The organism is Rhizobium sp. 05L419, assembly GCF_056397845.1.
In genome coordinates this window covers 60,364-85,254 of record NZ_JBFTOF010000001.1, presented here as the reverse complement: position 1 = coordinate 85,254, position 24,891 = coordinate 60,364, and the positions used below count along the sequence as shown (strand labels likewise).

General features: G+C 62.9%; 24 protein-coding genes. 19 read left to right on the top strand and 5 right to left on the bottom strand.

Translation table 11 applies throughout. The features are described 5' to 3' along the window. Positions 1–58 precede the first annotated feature (58 nt). From AC1DMK_RS00435 to thrS, 4 genes are all read left to right on the top strand, one after another. Positions 59–505: an iron-sulfur cluster assembly scaffold protein gene (locus AC1DMK_RS00435; protein ID WP_037061666.1), complete on the top strand. Its 447-nt coding sequence runs from the start codon at positions 59–61 to the stop codon at positions 503–505. Positions 506–517: 12 nt separating this feature from the next. Further along, positions 518–919, top strand: a complete 402-nt coding sequence (gene yidD, locus AC1DMK_RS00430) for a membrane protein insertion efficiency factor YidD (protein WP_477856536.1) — start codon at positions 518–520, stop codon at positions 917–919. A gap of 4 nt (positions 920–923) precedes the next feature. After that, entirely contained in the window at positions 924–1,451 is a 528-nt protein-coding gene (locus tag AC1DMK_RS00425; protein WP_037061668.1) for a DUF1697 domain-containing protein, read from the top strand. A gap of 122 nt (positions 1,452–1,573) precedes the next feature. Then, positions 1,574–3,562, top strand: coding sequence for a threonine--tRNA ligase (gene thrS, locus AC1DMK_RS00420; RefSeq protein WP_477856534.1), 1,989 nt, complete (start codon positions 1,574–1,576; stop codon positions 3,560–3,562). A gap of 135 nt (positions 3,563–3,697) precedes the next feature. Here thrS and AC1DMK_RS00415 read toward each other — a convergent pair whose 3' ends face one another. Further along, entirely contained in the window at positions 3,698–4,801 is a 1,104-nt protein-coding gene (locus AC1DMK_RS00415; protein WP_477856532.1) for a hypothetical protein, read from the bottom strand. Between the two features lie 113 nt (positions 4,802–4,914). Here AC1DMK_RS00415 and AC1DMK_RS00410 point away from each other — a divergent pair, with 113 nt between their 5' ends. The 3 genes from AC1DMK_RS00410 (at position 4,915) to AC1DMK_RS00400 (ending at position 7,354) form a co-directional block, all read left to right on the top strand. After that, positions 4,915–5,499: a nitroreductase family protein gene (locus AC1DMK_RS00410; protein ID WP_037061670.1), complete on the top strand. Its 585-nt coding sequence runs from the start codon at positions 4,915–4,917 to the stop codon at positions 5,497–5,499. Then, a complete protein-coding gene (locus AC1DMK_RS00405; protein ID WP_037061671.1) occupies positions 5,499–6,101 on the top strand; it encodes a flavin reductase family protein in 603 nt (200 codons plus the stop codon). The genes AC1DMK_RS00410 and AC1DMK_RS00405 overlap by 1 nt, the downstream gene beginning before the upstream one ends. A gap of 113 nt (positions 6,102–6,214) precedes the next feature. Continuing rightward, positions 6,215–7,354, top strand: a complete 1,140-nt coding sequence (locus tag AC1DMK_RS00400; protein ID WP_477856530.1) for a DUF2336 domain-containing protein — start codon at positions 6,215–6,217, stop codon at positions 7,352–7,354. Here the strand turns inward: AC1DMK_RS00400 and AC1DMK_RS00395 are convergent. Beyond that, entirely contained in the window at positions 7,351–7,764 is a 414-nt protein-coding gene (locus AC1DMK_RS00395; RefSeq protein WP_477856529.1) for a hypothetical protein, read from the bottom strand. The two genes, AC1DMK_RS00400 and AC1DMK_RS00395, sit on opposite strands and share 4 nt — an antisense overlap. 126 nt (positions 7,765–7,890) lie before the next feature. Between AC1DMK_RS00395 and AC1DMK_RS00390 the strand changes: the two genes are divergently transcribed. Next, on the top strand, positions 7,891–8,349 hold the full coding sequence (locus AC1DMK_RS00390; protein WP_477856527.1) for a GNAT family N-acetyltransferase: 459 nt from the start codon (positions 7,891–7,893) through the stop codon (positions 8,347–8,349). Here AC1DMK_RS00390 and AC1DMK_RS00385 read toward each other — a convergent pair whose 3' ends face one another. Beyond that, positions 8,350–9,540 carry an AI-2E family transporter gene (locus AC1DMK_RS00385; protein ID WP_037061672.1) on the bottom strand — a complete coding sequence of 397 codons (1,191 nt, stop codon included), beginning with the start codon at positions 9,538–9,540 and terminating at the stop codon, positions 8,350–8,352. A 203-nt stretch (positions 9,541–9,743) separates the two neighbouring features. Between AC1DMK_RS00385 and AC1DMK_RS00380 the strand changes: the two genes are divergently transcribed. Then, the gene (locus tag AC1DMK_RS00380; protein WP_477856525.1) at positions 9,744–10,373 is read left to right on the top strand and encodes a GntR family transcriptional regulator; all 630 of its coding nucleotides are present in this window, start codon (positions 9,744–9,746) and stop codon (positions 10,371–10,373) included. 2 nt (positions 10,374–10,375) lie between these two features. Then, positions 10,376–10,831, top strand: a complete 456-nt coding sequence (locus AC1DMK_RS00375; RefSeq protein ID WP_477856523.1) for an OsmC family protein — start codon at positions 10,376–10,378, stop codon at positions 10,829–10,831. Between the two features lie 3 nt (positions 10,832–10,834). Here the strand turns inward: AC1DMK_RS00375 and parE are convergent, their stop codons facing one another. Beyond that, positions 10,835–12,925, bottom strand: a complete 2,091-nt coding sequence (parE, locus tag AC1DMK_RS00370) for a DNA topoisomerase IV subunit B (protein WP_037061675.1) — start codon at positions 12,923–12,925, stop codon at positions 10,835–10,837. Positions 12,926–13,143: 218 nt separating this feature from the next. On the opposite strand from parE, the gene AC1DMK_RS00365 reads away from it, so the two are divergent. The 5 genes from AC1DMK_RS00365 (at position 13,144) to AC1DMK_RS00345 (ending at position 18,029) form a co-directional block, all read left to right on the top strand. Continuing rightward, positions 13,144–14,028 (top strand): alpha/beta hydrolase, encoded by an 885-nt coding sequence (locus tag AC1DMK_RS00365; RefSeq protein ID WP_477856521.1) that lies wholly within the window; start codon positions 13,144–13,146, stop codon positions 14,026–14,028. 182 nt (positions 14,029–14,210) lie between these two features. Beyond that, positions 14,211–14,981 (top strand): triose-phosphate isomerase, encoded by a 771-nt coding sequence (tpiA, locus tag AC1DMK_RS00360; RefSeq protein WP_037061678.1) that lies wholly within the window; start codon positions 14,211–14,213, stop codon positions 14,979–14,981. Positions 14,982–15,086: 105 nt separating this feature from the next. Next, positions 15,087–15,608: a preprotein translocase subunit SecG gene (gene secG, locus AC1DMK_RS00355; protein WP_477856520.1), complete on the top strand. Its 522-nt coding sequence runs from the start codon at positions 15,087–15,089 to the stop codon at positions 15,606–15,608. Between the two features lie 184 nt (positions 15,609–15,792). After that, positions 15,793–17,421 carry a CTP synthase gene (locus AC1DMK_RS00350; RefSeq protein WP_477856518.1) on the top strand — a complete coding sequence of 543 codons (1,629 nt, stop codon included), beginning with the start codon at positions 15,793–15,795 and terminating at the stop codon, positions 17,419–17,421. A gap of 173 nt (positions 17,422–17,594) precedes the next feature. Further along, positions 17,595–18,029 (top strand): SRPBCC domain-containing protein, encoded by a 435-nt coding sequence (locus AC1DMK_RS00345; protein ID WP_477856516.1) that lies wholly within the window; start codon positions 17,595–17,597, stop codon positions 18,027–18,029. Between the two features lie 8 nt (positions 18,030–18,037). Here AC1DMK_RS00345 and AC1DMK_RS00340 read toward each other — a convergent pair whose 3' ends face one another. Then, on the bottom strand, positions 18,038–19,126 hold the full coding sequence (locus AC1DMK_RS00340; RefSeq protein WP_477856514.1) for a citrate synthase/methylcitrate synthase: 1,089 nt from the start codon (positions 19,124–19,126) through the stop codon (positions 18,038–18,040). 84 nt (positions 19,127–19,210) lie between these two features. Between AC1DMK_RS00340 and AC1DMK_RS00335 the strand changes: the two genes are divergently transcribed. The 4 genes from AC1DMK_RS00335 (at position 19,211) to AC1DMK_RS00320 (ending at position 24,883) form a co-directional block, all read left to right on the top strand. Beyond that, positions 19,211–20,350, top strand: coding sequence for a citrate synthase (locus AC1DMK_RS00335; RefSeq protein ID WP_477856513.1), 1,140 nt, complete (start codon positions 19,211–19,213; stop codon positions 20,348–20,350). A gap of 115 nt (positions 20,351–20,465) precedes the next feature. After that, complete coding sequence (locus AC1DMK_RS00330) at positions 20,466–20,993, top strand: FecR domain-containing protein (protein WP_477856885.1); 528 nt, start codon at positions 20,466–20,468, stop codon at positions 20,991–20,993. Positions 20,994–20,999: 6 nt separating this feature from the next. After that, entirely contained in the window at positions 21,000–22,859 is a 1,860-nt protein-coding gene (locus AC1DMK_RS00325) for a CHASE2 domain-containing protein (RefSeq protein WP_477856511.1), read from the top strand. A 98-nt stretch (positions 22,860–22,957) separates the two neighbouring features. After that, a complete protein-coding gene (locus AC1DMK_RS00320) occupies positions 22,958–24,883 on the top strand; it encodes a DEAD/DEAH box helicase (RefSeq protein ID WP_477856509.1) in 1,926 nt (641 codons plus the stop codon). Positions 24,884–24,891: the final 8 nt, after the last annotated feature.

Sequence of the window (24,891 nt, the reverse complement as noted above, 5' to 3'; positions counted from 1 at the left end):
TTGTGCTACAATGACGATCAAGACGCCAATCCGCATGTATTCTGGAGCGGAATCCACGATGGACGATATCTATAACAGCAAAATCCTCGAATTTGCCGGCAATATTCCGCTTATCGGCAGCTTGCAGGATGCAGATGCAAGCGCCCAGGCGCACTCCAAGCTTTGCGGTTCCAAAGTCAGGATCTGGCTGAAGATGGACGGCGACGCCGTCACCGCCTTCGCCCACGACGTAAAAGCCTGCGCGCTTGGACAGGCGTCCTCCTCGATCATGGCGCGCCACGTCATCGGTGCCACCTCGGACGAATTGCGCAAGGCGCGCGAAGATATGCTCGCAATGCTCAAGGCGGACGGCGACGGGCCGCAGGGTCGGTTCGAAGACATGCGCTATTTGCGCCCCGTCAAGGATTACAAGGCACGCCACGCCTCGACCATGCTGACCTTCGACGCCGTCGTCGATGCCATCGGCCAGATCGAAGCCAGGCGTACCGAAACTGTCGAGGCTTGAGCGACGCGGGCGATGTGCGATTTCTGCTCCAAACACCACGACGATCCGGAAGATGAGGGAGGGGCTGCAGAGTCCCCCCGGAAAAATCCCCTGCGGCGGTCGCGCAACTATTCCGGGCCATTCCGCAAGACGCCCGATCGGCTGCTGGGTATGGCCGTCATCCGAACCTATCAGCTGACACTGTCCGGGTTTGTCGGCAATTCCTGCCGGCACATCCCGACCTGTTCCGAATATGGCTACGAGGCCATCGCGCGTCATGGCCTGTGGGGCGGAGGATGGATGACGCTGTTCCGCGTCGGGCGCTGCGGACCGGGCGGCACCAGCGGCCTCGATCCTGTGCCCGAGCACCTCGCAGAGCGCTTTCACTGGTGGACGCCATGGCGCTACCTCGCGTTCGGGCGCAAGGCGGGCTGACGGCGTGGCAGTCTATGTAGCACTCCTGCACAGCATCGTTCTGGCACCCGGACGCCGTGTCGTCATGTCCGACCTTCGCGACATGGCCGAGCGGACCGGATATCGCAATCCCCGAACACTGGTCTCGACCGGCAACATCGTCTTTGAGGCAGCCGATGCGCCGGTCGGGGATATCGAGGCAAAACTCGAAGCCGCCTTCAAGACAAAGTTCGGCAAGCCGGTGGATATCATCGTGCGCAGCGGCGCAGACTGGTCTGATCTTGCCAAGGCCAACCCGTTTCAGGACGGCGAGGGCAGTCAGGTCATCGTGCGGGTGATGCGCAACCCGCTCGACCGCTCGGCGCTCGATGGGCTCCGGAGATACGCCGCGGCCAATCAACGCCTGGCGATAACCCGCGGCGATCTCTGGATCGATTTTGCCGGCAGGCCGAGCGAATGGAAGCTGCTGTCCGCGCTGACGACCAAACGCATGGGCGTCGGCACGTTGCGCAACTGGAATACGGTTCGCGGGCTTGCAGAAATGCTCGGCTGAGCGGTCTTTTTCTTTACTAGAGCACCAAATCTGGCTATCAGGCGGCGGCGCATTCGTGCGGACGAAGCGCTTCATTGCAACCACCCGCATTCGTTGGCGGGACTGGACAAGGAGAATTCTAAATGTCCCAATCCGTTTCCCTGACATTTCCCGATGGTTCCGTGCGCAGCTACGACGCTGGGGCAACCGGCAGGGATGTCGCAGAATCCATTTCCAAGTCGCTTGCCAAGAAGGCTGTCGCCATTGCGATCGACGGCACCGTGCGCGACCTGTCCGATCCCGTAACGGATGGCAGGATCGAGATCGTCACCCGCGCCGACGGCCGCGCGCTGGAGCTGATCCGGCATGACGCAGCCCACGTCATGGCAGAAGCCGTGCAGGAGCTTTGGCCCGGTACGCAGGTCACGATCGGTCCGGTGATCGAGAACGGCTTCTATTACGATTTTGCCAAGAACGAGCCCTTCACCCCCGACGATCTTCCGAAGATCGAAAAGAAGATGAAGGAAATCATCGCCCGCAACGCGCCCTTCACCAAACAGGTGTGGTCGCGCGAGAAGGCCAAGGAAGTGTTTGCCGCCAAGGGCGAGCAGTACAAGGTCGAACTCGTCGATGCGATCCCGGAAGGCCAGGATCTGAAGATCTATTACCAGGGCGACTGGTTCGATCTTTGCCGCGGTCCGCACATGGCCTCGACGGGCCAGATCGGCACTGCCTTCAAGCTGATGAAGGTTGCCGGTGCCTACTGGCGTGGCGACAGCAACAACCCGATGCTGACCCGCATCTACGGGACGGCTTTCGCCGAACAGGCAGATCTCGACAACTACCTGCACATCCTCGCCGAAGCCGAAAAGCGTGATCACCGCCGTCTCGGCCGCGAAATGGACCTGTTCCATTTCCAGGAAGAGGGTCCGGGCGTCGTCTTCTGGCACGGCAAGGGCTGGCGCATGTTCCAGACGCTGACATCCTACATGCGTCGCCGTCTCGCCGGCGACTATCAGGAAGTCAACGCGCCGCAGGTGCTCGACAAGTCGCTCTGGGAGACCTCCGGTCACTGGGGCTGGTACCGCGACAACATGTTCAAGGTCACGGTCGCCGGCGACGGCACGGATGACGACCGCGTCTTCGCGCTGAAGCCGATGAACTGCCCCGGTCACGTCCAGATCTTCAAGCACGGCCTGAAATCCTACCGCGAGCTGCCGATCCGCCTAGCCGAATTCGGCACGGTCCATCGCTATGAGCCGTCGGGCGCTCTGCACGGCCTGATGCGCGTGCGCGGATTCACGCAGGACGACGCGCACATCTTCTGCACCGACGAGCAGATGGCCGCCGAATGCCTGAAGATCAACGACCTGATCCTTTCTGTCTACGAAGACTTCGGTTTCAAGGAGATCGTCGTCAAGCTCTCGACCCGGCCCGACAAGCGCGTCGGCTCCGATGCTCTCTGGGATCGCGCCGAAAGCGTGATGATGGACGTTCTGAAGCAGATCGAGGAGCAGTCCGGCGGACGCATCAAGACCGGCATCCTGCCGGGCGAAGGGGCGTTCTATGGGCCGAAATTCGAATATACGCTGAAGGACGCGATCGGCCGCGAATGGCAGTGCGGCACGACGCAGGTCGACTTCAACCTGCCGGAACGCTTCGGTGCCTTCTACATCGACAGCAACTCCGAAAAGACGCAGCCCGTGATGATCCATCGCGCCATCTGCGGGTCGATGGAGCGCTTCCTCGGCATCCTGATCGAGAACTTCGCCGGTCACCTGCCGCTTTGGGTTTCCCCGCAGCAGATCGTCGTCGCAACGATCACGTCTGAAGCGGACGGCTACGGCGCCGAAGTTGCCGAAGCGCTGCGTGACGCCGGCCTCAATGTCGAGACCGACTTCCGCAACGAGAAGATCAACTACAAGGTCCGCGAACATTCGGTCACGAAGGTGCCGGTGATCATCGTCTGCGGCAAGAAGGAAGCCGAAGAGCGTACGGTCAATATCCGTCGTCTCGGCAGCCAGGAACAGACCTCCATGTCGCTCGACGAGGCGATCGTCTCGCTGACGCTCGAAGCAACGCCGCCGGACGTGCGCCGCAAGGCTGAGGCGCGCAAGGCAAAGGCTGCCTGAGGCCGCACCTTATACGCCACAAATGCAAGCGCCCGGTCCTCACGGCCGGGCGTTTCCTATTGATGACCATGACGGCAAGGCTGATGCTGCGAGGCCGCGAGTGAAAGGACGGGCGATGGCCGCGCGTACTTTCATTCAGTCGGAGTCTTCGCTGCTCGGCGCGCCGCCCTGGAGTTGATCATAGGAGGGAAGGGGTGCCTGCCGCTGAGATTGGCCAGCCTGGGCGGCCTGCCCCCGTTGTTCTGGCGGAATCTGCTGCACCGTCGTTGCCGCGGCGGCCGGCTGTTCCGGCTGCACGTCCTTCATCAGGACTTCGACATCGGTGTTCTTGCCTGCCTCGACCTTGAAGTCGCGCTGGTAGATCCTGTCCTTGTTGCGGGCGACCGCGGAGTATTCGCCTTCTGCAAGCACCATCGTCGGGAACGCGCTGACGCTTTCGCCGACGCTGTCGCMCGCCGCCGTCAGTATCGACCATGCGGTATCGGCAATCGCTTCGCCTCCCTGGTCGGATACGAGCTTGAAGGTGATCTGCGCGGCCTTGTGCTGGATCGTCGCTTCGGTCAACTTGCCGGCCTCGACCTGAATGTCGGCGCGGACGGAGGCATTGGTTTCGCCATATTCCGAAACGACGTGGTAGGTGCCCGCGTTCAGCCGGACCACCGTGTTCGGCGGCACGTCGGCCATGACAAGTCCGCGCTCGCCATCGTCGCGCACATCGGCGGAATAGATCGAGAAGCTGAGCTGATCGGGGCGAATGCGCACGTCGGAGCCCGAGACCGCGTTCAGCAGCAAGCCTCCTGCCTCCAGCACCATCGTCTGCTTCTCGACCTGACCGTCTTCGGGAACCGTCAGCTTGCGGGTGACGCCTGCACGGCCGAAGGAAACGTTGACGAAATAGTCTCCGGCGGCGAGCTGGAAGTCAGCGGAACCGCCCTGTGAACTCGCGATCAGCGGCAGTTTTCCGTCGTTTCCTGCAATCGGGCTGAACACGTACCAGGACAGTCCGTCCTGAACGGGGTCGCCACTCGTAGTAAGCTTCGCCTCCAGCGCAACGGCATGCAGCTTCGAGCCTTCAGGCGCCGTTCCCGGCGCGATGAAGGCGTTGAGTTTCGGCATCTTCGTCGTGGTGTCGAGCTGCTTGAAATCGTTGAAGGCGTCCTGTGCTCCGGCGCCCAGGGGCATCACGGCGACCAACACCACGGCAAGACTCAAGCGCGCGAAAGGCAAAATGCCGAGCATGTGTTTTGTGAACCAATTGACTTCTGAAATCACAGAGGCCACTTCAAGACCAACGCGATGGCAAATTCAAGACCCATCCCCCACACTGCGACGAAAATGAAAGTTTCTTGCATATGAGATCCGATATCAAGCTGATCGACTATCTCGGCGTGCGCCGCTCCATCCCCGCCTTCCAGATGTCCGAGCCGGGTCCCGAAAAGGTAGAAATCGAGGAAATTTTGCGCCTTGCCTCGCGCGTGCCCGACCACGGGAAACTGGCGCCCTGGCGCTTCATCGTCTATCGCGGAGAGGAACGTGCGCGTATCAGCGAGGAGCTTTTGAAACTCGCGCTCGCGGCAAAGCCGGAGCTCTCGGATGAGATGATCGAGGTGGAACGCAACCGTCTCACGCGTGCGCCCGTCGTTGTCGCCGTCGTCAGCAAGGCCGGCCCGCACACAAAGATCCCCGAGTGGGAGCAATTGATGTCCGCCGGGGCTGTGTGCCTCAACATCATCTTCGCGACAAACGCCCATGGCTGGGTCGCCAATTGGCTCACGGAATGGTTCGCCTACGACGAGCGCGCCTATCCGGTTCTCGGTGTCCAGCCTGGGGAAAAGGTTGCCGGCTTCATTCACATCGGCTCGACTGCCGTTCCTGCGGTCGAGCGTCCCCGTCCGGAGCTGGCGCAAACCGTCACCTGGGTCGGCGGAGGCGACTGATGTTCTACACCACCGACACCAACAGGCATGGCCTTGCGCACGATCCCTTTAAGGCGATCGTTTCGCCACGCCCGATCGGCTGGATCGGCAGCCGGGGAAGCGACGGCTCACTCAACCTTGCGCCGTACTCATTCTTCAACGCCGTGTCCGATCGGCCAAAACTGGTGATGTTTTCCTCCAGCGGGCGCAAGCACAGCCAGCGCAACGCGACCGAAACTGGCGAGTTCACCTGCAACTTCGTCAGCCGGAACATTGTCGAACGGATGAATATCTCATCGGCGGCTGTGCCCTACGGCGTTGACGAGTTCGCGCTGTCCGGTCTGACGGCGAAGAAGGGCGAGCTCGTGGCTGCGCCCTATGTGGCGGAAGCCTTGGCGGTGCTGGAATGCAAGGTGACCGATATCTTGGAGCCGAAATCGCTTTCTGGCGAGCCCTCCGAGAATGTCATGGTTTTCGGCGAGGTCGTCGGTATCCACATTGACGAGGCGATTGTTCGCAACGGTCGTCTGGATATGGCGCTTGCAAGGCCTGTGGCCCGCCTTGGCTACATGGATTACAGCGAAAGCAGCGAGGTCTTCGAAATGTTCCGGCCGCAGGTCTGACTGCCTTCTCGGGGGTTAATAAATATGATGAACCAATCATAAACTTTTTGCCGCTACCGTAATCCTCAACGTTTGGAGTGCGAAGGAATCGCGCTCGAGCATTGGGGTTCGCGGTGATCGTAGAAGCATTTCTTCGTTGGGTTGAAACCGCCAAGGCAGGAGATAGGGCGCGGGCGGCAAATGCCCTTGGTCGAGCCTTTCTGCAGTCGGACATGTCTCTGGATGAGCGCGCCGCCGCCGAGATGGCTATGACCTTCCTGCTCGACGATCCGTCGCCGAAAGTTCGTCTCGCTCTTGCCGAGGCAATAGGGTGGTCTCCGGACGCACCGCGTGCCGTCGTGCTTTCGCTGGCTGGAGACCAGCCTGAAATCGCCTGCCACGCCGTTAGCTGTTCGCCGCTTCTGTCCGACTCCGACCTTGTCGATCTTGCCGCTCGCGGCAGCTCGCTGACCCGTATGCTGATTGCTGCGCGCGTTGCGATCTCGCGCCCGGTCTCGGCTGCACTGGCGGAAATCGGCGAGGAAGAGGAGGTTCTTTGCCTTCTTGAAAATGACGGGGCGGCCATCGCACCATACTCGCTAAAGCGCATCGCGGAACGGCTCGGCTGCTGCTGCGATGTTCGAAACCTGCTGCTCGACCGTCTGGATCTTCCTGCCGACGCACGCCAATTGCTGACCCAGCACGTCAGCAACGCTCTGATCAACCTGCCTCTGGCGCAGGCAGCGATCGGGACAAACCGTCTGCAGCGAATCGCGCGGGAAGCGACCGAGGCCGCGATCGTCTCAATTGCGGGCGAGATTGCGCCAAGGGAGGTTTCCGATCTGGTGGAGCATCTCCGCGTCAGTGGCCGGCTGACACCGTCCTTCCTCATGCATACGCTTTGCTCCGGCAAGGTGGACTTCTTCGCCGGTGCCGTCGTCAATCTCACCGGCTGCGACGAAAGGCGTGTCCGCTCGATATTGGCGACGGGACGCACGCACGCCGTCCGCGCGCTCTATGAATCTGCGGGTCTTGCCCGCGAGATCAGCGTTGTCTTTGTCGAGGCGACGCTCCTCTGGCGCGAGGCGTCCAGGAAGACCTCCGGAACCATGCTGGCCAATGTCTCCGGCCGGCTTCTCGACGCCTTCCGCCACCGCGACAGCGCGCATGTCGCGGTTCAGGAGCTTATCGAGATGGTCGAGAAGCTGCATGTCGCGGAACAGCGCCAGTCCGCGCGGGGGTATGCGCAGATGACTTCGCTTGCTGCGGCTTAGTGGCCGAGACGCTTGACGACCCAGGAATAGCTCCCCGATACGAAATGGACCGGCGTTGCGAGCGCCGATTTCATGGCGTGGCCGGAGGGCAGATGTTCCCGCACCCGGGCTGCCATCCGATCGGCAAAGCCCGACACGCCACCCTGTGCTTGCGTTTCCGGTTGAGCGGGAGGCGCAGGCACTGACGCGGCGATCTTCGGCTGCTCCGGAGCAGAGGTAGGCTTCGGCGGTTCGCAGACGGCGATCACGGTGGGGTAGCTGATGCTCGTATAGTGCTTCAGCTGCCTTTCGGATTCGGCGTCGCACATCGCGACCGTGTCCCAGCGTTTGTCGACGGTGGCGACGTAATTGCACTGCGTGACCGCGTCGTTGCATCCAAGAATGGTCATGGCGATAAGGACCGCTTGCATATTCATGCCTTTGCAATATTGAAACTATCGCTCTCTTAGAGAGTGCAATTTCAACCGAAAGAAGGCTGTCTGCAGGAACTTGTGTCGTGCGAACCTGGATTCTTTCGAATGCCGCAGGAAAATGCCTTGTCCGTTACAACAGCTCTGGAAACGCCGCGTCAGGAAGGCGTGATTCGCCTGCTGGAATTGTCCGATGCCTATGCGCAGTCGCTCTATCCGCCAGAAAGCAACCACCTCGTCGATCTTTCGGCCCTTGAGAAACCGACCGTGAGCTTTTTCGTCGCGCGAAATGACGAAGCCATCGTCGGCTGCTGTGCGCTGGTCGAGGCCGGAGACGGCACGGCCGAGATCAAGCGGATGTTCGTCGATCCTGAATCACGGGGCCTGAAGGTCGCGAGCAAGCTGATGAACGCGTTGGAAGCTTGCGCGGGAGAGAGGAAGCTGGTTGCCATCCAGCTTGAGACCGGTATCTACCAGCCCGAGGCAATCGCCCTCTATCGCAAGTATGGCTACGTCGAAATCGAGCCGTTCGGCAGCTATCTGCCCGATCCGCTTAGCCTGTTCATGGAAAAGCGGCTGGGGTGATCAGCCTTCGGCGACGCGCTGACTTGGCGGAGCCTGCTCATCGATCAAGACTTGCGGGCCGACTTCGCCCTGATCCGCGTTGCGCACCTCGTGCATCCATTCGCGCCAGATGGCGACGAGCAGAGCCATCAGTACAGGGCCGATGAAAAGCCCGAGGAATCCCATGGTCTTGACGCCGCCGATCAGGCCGAAGAAGGTGGGCAGGAAGGGTAGCTTGATCGGACCGCCGACAAGCTTCGGACGCAGCGTCTTGTCGACGATGAACAGTTCGACCGTCCCCCATACGAACAGGCTGATGCCTGCCACATGTGAACCGCTGGCAAGCAGGTAGACCGAGACCAGCGTGAAGGACAGCGGCGCGCCGCCCGGTACCAGCGCCATGATGCCCGTCAGCACGCCGAGTGTAACGGGTGAGGGCACGCCCGCTATCCAGTAGGCTACGCCGAGCACGATGCCTTCGCCGATCGCGATCAATGTCATGCCCATGACCGTCGAGCTGATCGTTGCCGGCACGACGCGGGAAATCCGCTCCCATCGGTTGGGCAGAATTCGCTCGCCGAGCATGTCGATCTGGCGGGAGAAGGACGCGCCGTCGCGATAGACGAAGAAAAGCGCGATCAGCATGAACAGCAACGTCAGAAGCAGATGGAAGGCTCCCCCGCCGGCCGCCAGGAGGGCTCGATAGATGCTGCCGATATTGGCACCGCTGATTGCTTGAATGAGCTCGCCCATGGTGCCGGGGCTGCCGATATACTTGCTCCAGAGTTCGTCGAGATAGGGTCCGGCAAAGGGCAGCGCGAGGATCCACTGCGGCGTCGGCGCGCCGAACCGGTTGGCGTGGATCAGCCAGGCGACCCATTCGCGCACTTCGCCGGTGGTGTAGCTCACCGCGAGCACGATCGGAATAACGAGAAAGGTGACGATCAGCAAGATCGCGATCGTCGCCGCGATCGTCGTGTTGCCACCCACCCGGACGAGCAGCCGCCGGTAGAGCGGCCAACTGGCGAAGCCGATCACCAGTGCCGCAAGCACCGGCACGGCAAAACCGTAGAAAAAATAGACGCCGGCCGCGACGACAAGGATCAGGAGCCAACGTGCAGCCGAGATCGACGGGATCAATGGCGTGCGCGTAGGGGTGGATGGACCGAGCCATCGCGACTCTCTCTGGACATTGTTGCTCGGAAGGCTCACGTCGTCTTTTTCCCCTTTTTATGCCTAAGGATATGGGCCATGCGTCTCTCGGGCGCAAGCGTCATCGCTGATTATCCTTGGCCCGGCCTGGCCGCGACAGCGGCAATCGGCACCAAGCTGCATAACCCCGCTTTCCGCAAGCAATATGACAAAAACCCTTCGACATCGTTGCTGGATCAGATTTTTGCGCGTAGTTTGGATCCATGGATACAAATGAAATCGTTGTTGTGCTTCAGCGTGAAATCGAGGGCGGTATGCTGCCGCCGGGCGCCGTCCTCAAGCAGGAACTCCTTGCGGAACGGTTCGGCGTCAGCCGCCAGCCTGTGCGCCAAGCGCTGGACAGGTTGCTGGCCTCTGGCCTGCTTGATCGGCGTCCGGACCGAAGCCTTGCTGTTGCGGCGCTGAGCGAGGAACAGGCACGCGAACTTGCCGAGATCCGCGCTTCGCTCGAGCAGACGGCGCTGCGCGCTTCGCTGCCGGCATTGACGGACAGCGATTTGCGCAAGGCGCGCCGCCTGAACGAGGATCTCGTCGAGGAGGACGATCCGCGGACGCTGGAAGAACTCGATATCGACTTTCACCGCGTGCTCTACGGGCGATGCGGCAATGCCCGGCTTCTCGACATGATCGACCACCTGCGCCGCGAGTCGCGCCGCGCCTATGCGCGCCAGCCGAAAGGCTCCGACGAGCGGGTCATCCTTCATGCCGAGCACGGCGCCATCATCGATGCCTGCGAACGGCGCGATAAGGAGGCGGCGCTAGGCGCCCTGTCCAACCATCTTCAGCTAACCACGGCGCGCCTGACGCGCCAGGCAACGACCCAGAGAGAATGACAATGACGACGTTTTCGGCACAGGTCGCATGGGAGCGCGGCGAGGGCAGCTTCACAGACGGACGCTACAGCCGCGGCCATAGCTGGACGTTCGACGGCGGCCTGACCATTCCGGCCTCTGCCTCGCCGCACAATGTACCGCTGCCCTACGCCGTGGCCGAAAACGTTGATCCGGAGGAGGCCTACGTTGCGGCGCTGTCGAGCTGCCACATGCTCTTCTTCCTGTGGATCGCATCAAAGAAGCGCATGGGGATCGAAAGTTACGTCGATGACGCGATCGGCTATATGGAGACGGTCGATGGCAAGACCCTCGTCAGCCGCATCGAGCTGAAACCCCGTGTCGTCTACTCAGGCGATGCGCCCACCCGGGAGGCCGAGGAGGAGATGCACCATCAGGCGCACGAACTCTGCTTCCTCGCCAATTCCGTGAAAACTGCAATCGAAGTTCGGCTCGACTGATCGTCAGATATCGAGATTCTCGGCAAAAGCGGCGCGATCCTGAATGAACCGGAAGCGGGCTTCCGGCTTTGTGCCCATGAGATCGTCGACTGCCGTGCGCGTGCCCTCGAAATCCACCTCGTCGATCAGCACGCGCAGCAGCGTGCGCTTGCGCGGATCCATGGTGGTTTCCTTGAGCTGCGCAGGCAGCATTTCGCCGAGACCTTTGAAGCGGCTGATCTCGACCTTCGCCTTGCTCTTGAATTCCGTCTCCATCAGCTCCTGCCGATGAACGTCGTCGCGCGCATAGGCGGACTTGGCGCCCTGCGTGATCTTGTAGAGCGGCGGCACGGCAAGAAACAGGTGGCCCCCACGCACGAGCTCGGGGATCTCCTGATAGAAGAAGGTGATCAGCAGCGAGGCGATGTGTGCGCCGTCGACGTCGGCGTCCGTCATGACGATGATGCGTTCGTAGCGAAGGTCTTCCTCACGATACTTCGAACGCGTGCCGCAACCGAGCGCCTGGATCAGATCGGCAAGCTGCTGGTTGGCCCCGAGCTTTTCGCGGCCGGCGCTGGCGACGTTGAGGATCTTGCCGCGCAGCGGAAGGATGGCCTGGTTGGCGCGGTTGCGCGCCTGCTTGGCCGATCCACCTGCCGAATCGCCTTCGACGATGAAGAGTTCGGCGCCTTGTGCGGTGTTTTGCGAGCAGTCGGCAAGCTTACCTGGCAGGCGCAGCTTGCGCACCGCGGTCTTGCGGTTGACTTCCTTCTCCTTGCGACGGCGCAAGCGCTCCTCGGCGCGCTCGATAACCCAGTCGAGCAGCTTGGCCGCCTCGTTGGGGTTGTCGGCAAGGTAATGGTCGAACGGGTCGCGCAACGCGTTTTCGACGATGCGCTGGGCTTCCACCGTTGCCAGCTTGTCCTTCGTCTGGCCGACGAACTCGGGCTCGCGGATGAAAACGGAGAGCATCCCGACAGCCGAGATCATCACGTCGTCGGTATTGATCTGTGCCGCGCGCTTGTTCTGCGTCAGCTCGGCGTAGTTCTTGAGGCCCTTGGTGAGCGCAATGCGCAGGCCCGCTTCATGTGTCCCGCCTTCGGGTGTCGGGATGGTGTTGCAATAGGAATGGAGCTGCGGGTCGCCGCCATACCAGGTGACCGCCCATTCGAGCGAACCGTGGCCGCTGGTCTTCTCCGTCTTGCCTGAAAAGATTTCGCGGGTGACGGTGAATTCCTTGCCCATCGTCGCCTGCAGATAATCCTTCAGGCCGCCGGGGAAATGGAAGACCGCCTTGTCAGGAATGTCGGAGCCCGGGGGAAGGACGCCTTCCTCGCAGCTCCAGCGGATCTCGACGCCGCCGAAGAGGTATGCCTTCGAGCGCGCCATGCGGAACACGCGCCCTGCATCGAACTTGGCGTGGTCACCGAAAATCTGCGGATCGGGATGGAAGCGGACACGCGTGCCGCGCCGGTTGTGGACGTCGCCGAGTTCTTCCAGCCCGCCCAGCGGCAGGCCGCGGGAAAAGCGCTGACGATAGAGCTTGCGGTTGCGCGCCACCTCCACTTCAAGCAAGTCGGATAGCGCGTTGACGACGGAGATGCCGACGCCGTGCAGACCGCCGGAGGTTTCGTAAGCCTTGCCGTCGAACTTGCCGCCGGCATGCAGCTTGGTCATGATGACTTCGAGCGTCGACTTTCCAGGCGCCTGCGGATGGTTCTCGACCGGAATACCGCGGCCGTTGTCGCTGACCGTCAGGTAGCCTTCGAGATCAAGATAGACCTCGATAAAGTTGGCGTGACCGGCGACCGCTTCGTCCATCGAGTTGTCGATGACTTCCGCAAACAGGTGGTGCAGGGCTTTCTCGTCGGTGCCGCCGATATACATGCCCGGGCGCATGCGGACCGGCTCGAGGCCTTCCAGAACGCGAATAGAGGAGGCGCCGTAGTCTTCGGAGGTCGAACTCGTCGGCGCCGATCGCGACATCGCGCCAGAAGCGGAGTCCGGCGAAGGTGCCGTCGGCGCCGGCTTGGCAGCCGGCTCGGGCGCCTTGGGCGCATCCTCCTGCTTTGCTGTCAGGGGCAATCCGGAAAAGAGGTCGTTGCTATCGTCCATGGGGCCGTTCAGATCTTTATCCTGTCGTGGGCAAGCTGCTTACGCCTGGGCCTGACCCAAAATCACCGCATTTGATATCACGTTTGCGAATCAGGCAGAGTCTGCCAGAAAGCACCTCGATACGCGACGCCGCCTCATCCGGCGGACTTTCTCACGAAATGGTTTGCGTTGAAGGGGGCGGAATGGCAAGCGGCCACAGGCCCCAGGGAACCATGCGCATGCGAATGTCCACAAGTCATTGCACCACTATCGCGGCAATTGCGGCCTTTTTCATGATGGCTGCCGGTGAAGGCCGGACGGCCGACCGTTTGCCGCCCTACAAGGACGATCTGTTTTCCACACAAAAAGTCCTCCAGACCGGTGACAACGGCGCCTTCGACGTCATCGACTACGACGAAATGCGCGACATCAACGGCCGCGACCAGATCCCGGAAAAACGAGCCCAGCAGAAATACGTGTCGCTCGGCGTGCGCAAAGTCCAGGCGGACGAGACCCTCACGCTCGACGGCTTGAGGCTCGATGTCACCAGGGTGGGACAGGCTGCGGGTGCGGCATTCACGGTTATTTTCGTCCACGGGCGAAATGGCGACCGGCGCCTCGGCGCCAACGACTATACGTTCGGCGGCAACTTCAACCGCCTGAAGAACCTCGTCGCCGGCAATGGCGGGGTCTACTACTCGCCGACGGTCAAGACGTTCGACAGCGACGGCGTTGCCGCGATCGCCGGCCTGATCCGCTACGCCAGCCAGCAATCTCCCGGCAAGCCGGTCATCCTGGCATGCGCCTCGATGGGCAGTCAGGTCTGCTGGGGCGTCAGCCGTGATCCGGACAGCGTCAAGCGACTGAAGGGCATGGTGATCATGAGCGGCGTCACCGATCCCGAGTTCATCAAGAGCGCTTTTTACAAGGCGAAACTGCCCCTCTGGTTCGTCCATGGCAGCCGCGATCCGGTCTACGCCGCCGGCGACCAGCAGACGCTGTACGAGAAGCTCCACAAGGCCGGGTATTCCGCGCATTTCACACTTTACCAGACGGGCAACCACGGAACGCCGATCCGCATGATCGACTGGCGTCGGGCTCTGAACTGGCTTCTCGCCTCCTGAACAGGACGGGGGCAGGCGTCTGTTTTCTCCGGTGCCACCGGACTTTAGGCAACGCCGCACACCAATCTTAAGCATTTGCGCTGCAAATCGCCCTTATTTCCCTTACGTAAGGGTCCAAAACCTTTTCATTGCCGTGGGCTTTTGCTAAGGCCGCTTGATACCGAGAAACTGGGAAGGCTGGCATGACCCCTGACGTGCGCCCGCTTGTGGCGGGAAACTGGAAAATGAATGGCACACGTGCCTCCCTCGACCAGATCAAAGCGATTGCCGAGGGCGTCGACGGCCCGTTTTCCGCGAAGGTTGAAGCGCTGATTTGCCCGCCGGCAACGCTGCTTTATGTCGCCACCGCGCTTTGCACGGATAGCCCGCTCGCCATCGGCGCACAGGATTGCCACCAGAACCCCTCGGGTGCGCACACCGGCGATATTTCCGCCGAGATGATTGCCGATTGCTTCGGCACCCACGTCATCGTCGGCCATTCCGAGCGCCGCACCGACCACGCCGAGACCGACCATCTCGTCCGCGCCAAGGCGGAGGCTGCGTTTGCGGCAGAGCTGACTGCCATCATCTGCCTCGGCGAGACGGCGGATGAACGCAAGGCCGGCCAGACCCTCGATGTCATCAAGCGCCAGCTGTCCGCGTCTGTTCCGGAAAGCGCCACGCCTGAAAACACCGTCATCGCCTACGAACCTGTCTGGGCGATCGGAACCGGCGTCACGCCGACCGTGCAGGACGTCGAGAAGGCGCACGCCTTCATGCGCTCAGAACTGGTTGCTCGCTTCGGCGAGAACGGCAAGAAGATCCGCATCCTTTACGGCGGCTCCGTCAAGCCGAGCAATGCAAGGGAGCTCATGGGCGTCGCAAATGTCGACGGCGCATTGATCGGCGGCGCGAGCTTGAAAGCCACGGATTTCCTCGCCATCTACGGCGCATACGAAGCGCTGCTTGCTTAGAGCCGTGTTTATTCCGGGCCGTAGGGCTTGGAATAGCGGATTACCTCATGTAAAGAGCGCCAGAATTTTACTTTATGCCTGCTTTGCGCGGGCAGGACTGGACCCATGCAGACCGTATTGATTGTCATTCATCTCATGATCGTGCTGGCGCTTGTCGGCGTCGTGCTCATTCAGCGCTCGGAAGGCGGCGGTCTCGGTATCGGCGGCGGTTCGGGCTTTATGTCTGCCCGCGGCACGGCCAATGCGCTGACCCGCACCACCGCGATCCTTGCGACGCTGTTTTTCATCACCTCGCTTGGTCTCGGCATCCTGAACCGCTACGAAGCGCGTCCGACGGACATTCTGAACCGCATTCCGGCAACTGGCGGCGCGGGCAAAGGCATCCTTGATTCGCTCGGCGGCCAGAACGGCGCCGCTGCTCCGGCACAGGCGCCCGCCCAGCAGGGCAACGGCGTTCCCACGGGCGGCGACGCTCCCGCAGCAAGCGCTCCCGCAGCGCCGGCAGCAAGCGCTCCCGCCGCGACGGCTCCGGCTGCACCCGCCGCACAGACTGCTCCGGCAGCACCGCAGGCGACCACGCCGGCGGCTCCGGCCCAAGCACCCGCGACCGTCCCCAGCGGGCAGTAAGCGGCAGACGACTTAAACCGCCGGCAGGCCCTCGGGTCTGCCGGTTTTCATTTGTTCAGATTTCGCCACACAGCACACGCGTCGACGACGCAGGAAGAATGCTGTGAAAACTAAAGCCCTAAAATTCAGGAAATGAATTTTAGGGCTGGTGGAATCGTTTTTGAAAAGGTATCCGGTGGCTCCCATGGCGCGATACGTATTCATCACTGGCGGCGTGGTTTCCTCTCTCGGTAAAGGAATTGCGGCCGCGGCTCTCGGAGCGTTGCTGCAGTCCCGTGGTTATCGGGTGCGGCTTCGCAAGCTAGACCCCTATTTGAACGTGGATCCGGGCACGATGAGCCCGACCCAGCACGGCGAAGTCTTCGTCACCGACGACGGTGCGGAAACCGATCTCGATCTCGGCCACTACGAGCGCTTTACCGGGCGTTCGGCGACCAAGACCGACAACATCACCACCGGCCGCATCTACAAGAACATCATCGACAAGGAACGCCGCGGCGACTACCTCGGTGCCACCGTCCAGGTCATTCCGCACGTCACCAACGAGATCAAGGATTTCGTGGTCGAAGGCAATGACGACTATGATTTCGTCATCTGTGAGATCGGCGGTACGGTCGGCGACATCGAGGCCATGCCGTTCATGGAGGCGATCCGCCAGCTCGGCAACGATTTGCCGCGCGGTACTGCGATCTACGTCCACCTGACGCTGATGCCCTACATTCCGGCAGCCGGCGAGCTGAAGACCAAGCCGACGCAACACTCCGTCAAGGAACTGCAGGCCCTTGGTATCCACCCGGATATCCTGCTCGTTCGCGCCGATCGCGAAATTCCGGAAGCCGAGCGCCGCAAGCTCTCGCTCTTTTGCAACGTGCGCCCGTCGGCCGTCATCCAGGCGCTTGACGTTGCCAACATCTACGACGTGCCGATCGCCTACCACAAGGAAGGCCTCGACAACGAAGTTCTGGCCGCCTTCGGTATAGAGCCGGCGCCCAAACCCCGTCTCGACCAGTGGGAAGAGGTCTGCAATCGCATTCGCACACCAGAAGGCGAGGTCACGATCGCGATCGTCGGCAAGTACACCGGCCTCAAGGATGCCTACAAGTCGCTGATCGAAGCGCTGCACCACGGCGGCATCGCCAACCGGGTCAAGGTCAATCTTGAGTGGATCGAATCGGAAGTCTTCGAAAAGGAGGACCCGGCGCCTTACCTCGAAAAGGTGCACGGCATCCTGGTTCCGGGGGGATTTGGCGAACGCGGTTCCGAAGGAAAGATCCATGCTGCGCGCTTTGCGCGTGAACGCAAGGTGCCGTATTTCGGCATCTGCTTCGGCATGCAGATGGCGGTGATCGAGGCTGCCCGCAACCTGGCCGGCGTCGAGAACGCGTCGTCGACCGAGTTCGGCGCGACTAAGGAACCGGTCGTTGGACTGATGACGGAGTGGGTGAAGGGCAACGAGCTGCAGAAGCGCAACGCTGCCGGTGACCTCGGCGGCACGATGCGCCTCGGCGCCTACAAGGCGGCGTTGAAGAAGGGCACCAAGATCTCGGATATCTACGGATCGACTGATATTTCCGAGCGCCACCGCCACCGCTACGAAGTCAACGTCGACTACAAGGACCGGCTGGAAAACTGCGGCCTCGTCTTCTCCGGCATGTCCCCGGACGGCGTGCTGCCGGAAACTGTCGAATATGCCGACCATCCGTGGTTCATCGGCGTCCAGTACCACCCGGAACTGAAGAGCCGTCCGCTCGACCCGCATCCGCTGTTTGCAAGCTTCATCGAAGCCGCGACCGAGCAGAGCCGGCTGGTCTGAGCAAGTAGCCGTTTTCGGTCTGGCAGGAGTTCACCCCGCAGCAACGCGCTGCGGGGTTTTCTTTTTTCGGATATGTCGGCCCCCGCGTGCAACTTTATCGCCATAGGATTGAAAATCTACGCCCGTCGGCTAGCTTTGGCGGGAACAATGCTCGCCGCACGACTGTTTCGAAGATGATCCATGCTCCGCGCGAGACGATCTACGCGGCGTTTCTCGATCCGCATGCCGTCGTAACCTGGCTGCCGCCGGGATCGATGCGCGGTGTTGTCAACGCGTTCGAGCCCCACGAAGGCGGCCGCTTCAGCATGTCGCTCGTCTATCCGGACGACGACCACACACAGGGCAAGACCACCGAAGGCACCGACACGTTCGAGGGGCGATTTGCAGGGCTCGTCACGGCTGAACGTGTGGTCTGGACGACACGGTTCGCCTCGTCCGATCCCGCTTTTGCCGGTGAAATGACGATCAGCACGACACGCGCGCCAGTCGCCGTCGGCACCGATGTAACAATGACCTGCGACAACATTCCATCCGGTATCCGGCTCGAAGACAACGAAGCCGGATGCCGTTCGACGCTGGAACAATTCGCTGCCTACGTGAACGGCTGAGAGATGAGCTACGCCGCCTGCGGCAGGGGCCCGATATAGACCGATCTTGGCCGGATCAGCCTGCCGTTGAGCGCCTGTTCGCGGGCATGTGCAATCCAGCCGACGGTTCGGCCGATCGCGAAGACGCCGGTGAAGGCCTCGCGCGGGAAGCCCAGTGCATCCAGCACAAGCGCTGTGTAGAACTCGACGTTCACCTCGAGCGGCCGGCCCGGCTTGCGTTCCCGCAGTATGGTGATGGCCGCATGCTCGACGGCCTCTGCGAGCGCGATGCGGCCGTCGTCGACCTGCCCGGTGGCGATCAGCGGCTTCAGCGCGCCCTTCAGCGCATCGGCGCGCGGATCGCGCACCCGGTAGATGCGGTGTCCGAAGCCCATCAGCCGCTCGCCGCGGTCGAGCGCATCCGCAAGCCAGGCGCGCGCGTTCTCCTCGCGGCCGATCTGGTCGAACATGTCGAGCACTGGCCCCGGCGCGCCGCCGTGCAGCGGCCCCTTGAGAGCGCTGATCGCTCCAACAATGGACGAGGTGAGGCCTGCCCGCGTCGAGGCAATCACGCGTGAGGCGAATGTCGAGGCGTTGAGGCCGTGGTCTGAGATCGTCACCAGGTAGGCATCAAGCGCGGCCGTCTGCTCGGCGCTCGGCACGCGCCCGGTCAGCATGCGAAGGATATCGGCAGCCTGGGTCAGGGACGGATCAGGCACCAGTGCTTGGGCGCCCGCCTGAAGCCGCAGGATGGCCGGCAGGAAGACCGCAGGCGCCGCCAGCAGCCGCAGCGCCGTCTCGAAATCCTCCCCATCCGGCAGCCGCGCAATCAGGGCGCGCACGGCATCGACCGGCGGCAGCGCCAGCAAAGCCGCATCGGCGGCGGCCACATGGGCGAAAACGCGCTGTCGCGCGTGGCCCAGCCATGGTCTCAACTGGTCGCCGCCGAAGTGCCTCTCCGTCAGTCCGTCGAGCAGAAGTGCTGCAACGCTCTCGTAGTTCTCCGTTGAGACCAGATGGTCGAGCGACACGCCGCGGATGATCAGCCGCCCCGCTTCCCCGTCCACATCAGAGAGTTGCGTTTCCGCCGCGATGACATCTTCCAAGCCGTTTTTCATGGTGTTTCTCCTTTACGGCAGGAAGGATCGGACTTAGATTGATTGACGTCAATCTTGATGCAATAGATCAATGTGTGAGGGTGGATGTCCTGGCTGTCGACTGAAAAGGCGCTTGAGAAGCTCGGAACCAAGCCGCAAACGCTCTACGCTAATGTCAGCCGTGGTCGCATTCGCGCCAAGGCCGATCCGGCCGATCCGCGCCGCAGCCTCTACAATGCCGCCGACGTTGCGCGTCTGGCCGAACGGCATGCCGGGCGGCGAAAGGCCGAGATGGTTGCCGCCGAGACAATCCAGTGGGGCGACCCGGTACTACCCTCGACGATCTCCACGATCGTGGAAGGGCGTCTCTACTATCGCGGACGCGATGCCGCCGCCTGGGCCGAGCATGCCACGCTGGAGGAGACGGCTGCACTGTTGTGGGATACCGGTGCGATCGCATTGGATACCGGCGAAGGACGTGAGGGGGCTTCGTCCCCGATCTGGGACGCTTTTGTACAGCTTGCGGCCCGGGCGGCTGTCGATCTGCCGGCTCTCGGTCGTTCGCCATCTGCTCTGGCGATGGAAGCCGCAAAGGTGTTGTCTACCGTGGCCGCGGCGCTGGCGCCCGGCCGCTACGATGGCGCGCCGATTCATGAGCGCCTCGCAATAGGCTGGAAACGGCCGGAGGCGGCAGATCCAATCCGCCGCGCGCTTGTGCTGGCCGCCGAACACGAGCTGAATGTCTCTGCCTTTGCGGCGCGGGTCACGGCATCTTCTGGTGCCTCGCTTGCCGCAGCCACGCTTTCCGGCCTCTCGACGTTGTCCGGCCCGCGTCATGGCGGCGCGTGGCAAAGTGCGGTGCGCCTTGCCCAACAGGCCGGATCCCTTGGCGCGCGGGAAGCAATTCGGCTGACCCTGGCGACGGAAGGAGCCGTGAGGCCGTTCGGTCATCAGCTTTATCCGCAGGGTGACATACGCGCCAAGGTGATCATGGCGGCGTTCGAGGTGCCGGCGCTTTATATCGAGTTGGCTGAGACCGGCGAGGAGCTGCTGGGCGAGGCCGCCAATATCGATTTCGCGCTGGCGGCGATGGCTGCTGCCTTCGCTCTGCCCGCGGACGCACCTCTGGTCGTTTTTGCGCTGTCCAGATCCACAGGCTGGTTGGCGCATGCGATGGAGCAGGTCTTGGGGGGCCACCTGATCCGTCCAAGAGCGCGCTACACGGGCGTGCCGATCCGCGCTTAGGACAACCTTGATCCCAGCCGCAGCAGAAGCATGTTTTTCGCATGCGTTGCGGAGCAATCAGAGTATTATGGCCGCGCCGGTCGGCGCCGGCGTCATGACGGGGGCGTTCATGCGCATCGATACGTGGTTTCCTTTTGCTCTTTCGACGGCGCTCGCTGCAGCGCTGCTGCTTTCGTCCGGCGCCGTGTCCGCGCAGTCCGGCGGATGCACGATGGAGCGCGTGGGGGGGACGTCGCGCCAGATCATGCGCTGTGCCGATGGCGTCACCATCACGGCCGAGGGCGGCGCGCGCTTCAATCTCGTCGACCGCAATCGCGATGGCCGCCCGGATGCCGTATCGCTGCGCAACAAGGCCGTGCTGGTCGATGTTGATGGCGCAAGGCGCTCTCAGGGCTTCCAGGTGCTGACGCCACAGGCGATCGCTGCCGTTCGCGGCACCCGCTGGGCCGTCGACGTGAAGAATGGCACGACGGCGGTCTTCGTCGTCCGTGGCCGCGTTGCCGTTGGCCGGGTCGCGTCGCGGCAGACAGTCATCCTGTCGGTGGGGGAAGGCGTTGACGTAACGGCAGGCAGCGGCCCGCTGACGGTCCGCCGCTGGCCGCCGGCACGGGCGGCAGCCCTGCTTGCCCGGCTTGGCCAGTAGCCGCCCATGCAGGCCAGGAGGCTTCTGATTGCCACAGCGCTGGTAGTCGCCGCCGTCTGGGGCGGCTCGCTCGGCTACATGCATCTTGCCGGCAACGCCGGCTTCCTCGACCGTATCGAGGCGTCGCTGACCGATCTCAGGAGCCTGGCTCTCGGGACGAGGACGCCCCCGCCGATCGTCAGCATCGTTGCCATCGACAATCGCACCGCTGCGGCCAGCGGCTATCCGCTGAACCGCGCAACGCTTGCCCGCCTCATCGATGCAGTCGCATCGTTGAAGCCGAAGGTCGTGGCGCTTGATCTCCTTTTGGTTGATCCGGGGCCAGAGGAGGGCGATGCAGCCCTTGCCGCCGCGCTGAGACAGGTTCCGTGCGTCGTCGCCGCCGCTGGCGTCTTTCCCGAAAGTACCCAGTCGGTGACACACGACGACAACGATCCGCTGGCGGCGATTCCGCTTGCGAGCCAGATGCTGCTGCCGCTGGCCCGCTTCGCCGATGCCGCCGCAACCGGTGTCGTCAACGTATCCACCGATCAGACCGGAACGCCGCGCTATATTCCCCTCATCTCGCGCGGCGCAGATCGCGTCGATCAGTCCTTTCCGCTGCGTGCCGCATCGCTTGCGCTGGGGATCAATCCGGCCTTCTCGCCGGCTGGACTGTCGCTGGGCGACCGTCACCTGCCGACTGATGGCGGGCAGCGGTTGCCGCTCACCTTCTACGGCCCGCACGGCACGATCCCGACCTACAGCGCCGCTGATGCGCTCGACGGCAAATTGCCGGCCAAGGCGGTGGAGGGGCGGGTCGTGGTGATCGGTTCCACCGTTACCGGCGGCGGCGACGTATTCCCGACGCCGTTCGATCCTGTTTTGCCGGGCGTCGAGGTGATGTCCACGGCGATAACGCAGCTGATCGCCGGCGACGGTCTCGTCAGGGACCACGCGGTCCGCTTGCTCGATGCCACCGCTGCCGTTGCCCTGCCGCTGCTGCTGATCAGTCTTCTCGCATGGCGCCGCAGCGCCGTCGGATACGCCACCATCGGAGCCGTTGCGCTGGTCTGGGTGGCGCTCAACCTGCTCGCATTTGCGCACGGATACTGGTTCAGTGCCGCATTGCCCGTTGCCGCGACCTTGCCGCCCCTTCTTCTTTACGGTGCGATGGAGCTGTGGTTCGACCGTCTGCGGGCCACTCGCTTCGCCGCCGAGAGCGACCTGCTGCAGCGTATCGAGGCGCCTGGGCTCGGCGAATGGCTGGCGCGCGATCCGAACTTTCTGCAGGAGCCCGTCCGACAGGACGCTGCCGTCGTCTTCGTCGACCTTTCGGGATTCACGGGATTGAGCGAGGCGATCGGCGTGACGAATGTCCGTGAGGTGCTGAGCGGCTTCTTCGAACTGTTGGATGACGAGGCGCGCGCCCACGGCGGCGCGATCACCAGCTTCATGGGCGATGGCGCCATGATTCTCTTCGGCTTGCCGCAGGCCGCCGGTGACGACGCGACGCGGGCGGCAGCCTGCGCCGTCGGGCTTTGCCAGCGCATGAGCGCCTGGCTTGCCGTCCATCCGGTGCTTGCCGGCCGCGCTATAGGTTTCAAGGCCGGCGCCCATTGCGGACCGGTTGTCGCCTCGCGCCTTGGCACCGGCACTCGCCAGCAGATTACAGTGTCCGGCGATACCGTGAACGTCGCCAGCCGGCTGATGGAAGTTGCCGCGGCGCATCACGTCGAGTTGGCGTTGAGCACGGCGTTGATGCAGGCTGCGGGTCCAGACGCGGCACCGCTGCACTCCGGCCGGCTTGACGGTCCAGAGGTGGCGGCAATCCGCGGAAGAGCCGAAAGTGTCGATGTCTGGTTGTGGCAAGGACATCCGCTTTGACATTTGCCGCCTGACGAAGTAGGAACAGCGCAACTTTTCAACCGGCAAGCTCCGGCCACGGCGTGCGATACGCCTGAAAATTCCGAAAGACAGACAAGATGACAGATTTCAGCGGCGTCGCTCCGGCGATCGCCAAGGCGTTGGTCAAGCGCGGTTACACCGATCTGACCCCGGTTCAAAAATCCATGCTCGACCCGGCTCTCGCCGCTTCGGATGCGCTCGTTTCCGCCCAGACCGGCTCCGGCAAGACCGTCGCCTTCGGTCTGGCGCTGGCTCCGACGCTGCTCGAAGGCGAGGAGCGCTTCGGCCCGGCCGCCGAACCGCTCGCCCTGGTGATTGCGCCCACGCGTGAACTGGCGCTGCAGGTCAAGCGCGAGCTGGAATGGCTATACGAGATGACCGGCGCCGTGATCGTCAGCTGCGTCGGCGGCATGGATATCCGCAGCGAGCGCCGTGCGCTCGAACGCGGCGCCCATATCGTCGTCGGCACGCCTGGGCGTCTCTGCGACCACATTCGCCGCAGGGCGTTCAACATGTCGGGCCTGAAGGCGGTCGTGCTCGACGAGGCCGATGAAATGCTTGACCTCGGTTTCCGCGAAGATCTCGAGTTCATTCTCGACGCATCGCCCGATGACCGCCGTACGCTGATGTTCTCGGCAACGGTTCCGGCCGCCATCGCCAAACTCGCCAAGAGCTACCAGAAGAACGCCGTGCGCGTCGCGACGACGGCCGAGGAAAAGCAGCACGTCGATATCGAATACCGTGCTCTGGCCGTCGCCCCGAGCGACCGCGAGAATGCGATCATCAACGTCCTGCGCTACTACGAAGCGACCAACGCGATCGTCTTCTGCTCGACGCGCGCCGCCGTCAACCACCTGACGGCCCGCTTTCACAACCGCAATTTCAACGTCGTCGCCCTGTCGGGTGAGCTGACGCAGAACGAACGCACCCACGCGCTGCAGGCGATGCGCGACGGCCGCGCCCGCGTCTGCATCGCAACCGACGTCGCCGCCCGCGGCATCGACCTGCCGGGCCTCGATCTCGTCATTCATGCGGACCTGCCGACCAATCCGGACACACTGCTTCACCGCAGCGGGCGTACCGGTCGTGCCGGTCGCAAGGGCATCAGCGCACTGATCGTGCCGCTCAACGCCCGCCGCAAGGCCGAGCGTCTGCTCGACAACGCCGGCATCTCCGCTGCCTGGGCGCGCCCGCCGTCCGCCGAAGAGGTTACCGCGCGTGACGAGGAACGCCTGCTGGCCGATCCGATTTTTGCGGAAGCACCCCGCGAGGAAGAGCAGGATCTGGTCAAGCGCCTGCTCGCCGCCCACGGCGCCGAGAAACTCGCGACTGCTTTCGTCAACCTCTACCGCTCCAACCAGTCCGCGCCCGAGGACCTGATCGAGGTGTCCGTCCAGGATGCGCCGCGCAAGCGTCGCGACAACGCCGACGGCCCGCGTGAGCCGAGCCAAAAGGGTCCGCGCGACGATTTCGGTTCCAGCGTCTGGTTCTCCATCTCCGTCGGGCGCAAGCAGAATGCCGAGCCGCGCTGGCTGATACCGATGCTCTGCCGCAACGGCAACGTCACCAAGCGCGAAATCGGCGCGATCAAGATGCAGCAGGACGAGACCTTCGTGGAGATCGCCGCCGACAGCGCCGACGCGTTCCTGCAGTCGATCGGCCCGAACAAGGCGCTGGAGCGCGGCATCCGCGTGACCCAGCTGAACGGCACGCCCGACTTCAACAAGTCCGCGCCGTCGAAACCCTACGCTGCCAAGAAGCCATTCGACGATCGCCGCGACGAGCGTCCGAAGGACGGTTTCAAGAAGGGCCCGCGCGCCGATGCGGCTCCGTCCGCCGGCGACCGCGACGAGCGCCGCGACAGCAAGCCCTGGGCCAAGAAGCCGGGCAAGTTCGAAGGCCAGCCCAAATTTGAAGGCCAGCCCAAATTTGAAGGAAAGCCCAAATTCGAGGGCAAGCCCGGCAACGGTCCGAAGCCGAAGTTTACGAAGAAGAAGGGCTGAGATTTAGC

What these genes read in the sequence shown, in the direction of transcription:
- AC1DMK_RS00435 (WP_037061666.1), top strand. Translation starts at nt 59, where the DNA reads ATGGACGATATCTATAACAGCAAAATCCTCGAATTTGCCGGCAATATT.
- yidD (WP_477856536.1), top strand. Translation starts at nt 518, where the DNA reads ATGTGCGATTTCTGCTCCAAACACCACGACGATCCGGAAGATGAGGGA.
- thrS (WP_477856534.1), top strand. Translation starts at nt 1,574, where the DNA reads ATGTCCCAATCCGTTTCCCTGACATTTCCCGATGGTTCCGTGCGCAGC.
- AC1DMK_RS00410 (WP_037061670.1), top strand. Translation starts at nt 4,915, where the DNA reads ATGAGATCCGATATCAAGCTGATCGACTATCTCGGCGTGCGCCGCTCC.
- AC1DMK_RS00405 (WP_037061671.1), top strand. Translation starts at nt 5,499, where the DNA reads ATGTTCTACACCACCGACACCAACAGGCATGGCCTTGCGCACGATCCC.
- AC1DMK_RS00395 (WP_477856529.1), bottom strand. Translation starts at nt 7,764, where the DNA reads ATGCAAGCGGTCCTTATCGCCATGACCATTCTTGGATGCAACGACGCG.
- AC1DMK_RS00380 (WP_477856525.1), top strand. Translation starts at nt 9,744, where the DNA reads ATGGATACAAATGAAATCGTTGTTGTGCTTCAGCGTGAAATCGAGGGC.
- AC1DMK_RS00375 (WP_477856523.1), top strand. Translation starts at nt 10,376, where the DNA reads ATGACGACGTTTTCGGCACAGGTCGCATGGGAGCGCGGCGAGGGCAGC.
- parE (WP_037061675.1), bottom strand. Translation starts at nt 12,925, where the DNA reads ATGGACGATAGCAACGACCTCTTTTCCGGATTGCCCCTGACAGCAAAG.
- AC1DMK_RS00365 (WP_477856521.1), top strand. Translation starts at nt 13,144, where the DNA reads ATGCGAATGTCCACAAGTCATTGCACCACTATCGCGGCAATTGCGGCC.
- tpiA (WP_037061678.1), top strand. Translation starts at nt 14,211, where the DNA reads ATGACCCCTGACGTGCGCCCGCTTGTGGCGGGAAACTGGAAAATGAAT.
- secG (WP_477856520.1), top strand. Translation starts at nt 15,087, where the DNA reads ATGCAGACCGTATTGATTGTCATTCATCTCATGATCGTGCTGGCGCTT.
- AC1DMK_RS00350 (WP_477856518.1), top strand. Translation starts at nt 15,793, where the DNA reads ATGGCGCGATACGTATTCATCACTGGCGGCGTGGTTTCCTCTCTCGGT.
- AC1DMK_RS00345 (WP_477856516.1), top strand. Translation starts at nt 17,595, where the DNA reads ATGATCCATGCTCCGCGCGAGACGATCTACGCGGCGTTTCTCGATCCG.
- AC1DMK_RS00340 (WP_477856514.1), bottom strand. Translation starts at nt 19,126, where the DNA reads ATGAAAAACGGCTTGGAAGATGTCATCGCGGCGGAAACGCAACTCTCT.
- AC1DMK_RS00335 (WP_477856513.1), top strand. Translation starts at nt 19,211, where the DNA reads ATGTCCTGGCTGTCGACTGAAAAGGCGCTTGAGAAGCTCGGAACCAAG.
- AC1DMK_RS00325 (WP_477856511.1), top strand. Translation starts at nt 21,000, where the DNA reads ATGCAGGCCAGGAGGCTTCTGATTGCCACAGCGCTGGTAGTCGCCGCC.
- AC1DMK_RS00320 (WP_477856509.1), top strand. Translation starts at nt 22,958, where the DNA reads ATGACAGATTTCAGCGGCGTCGCTCCGGCGATCGCCAAGGCGTTGGTC.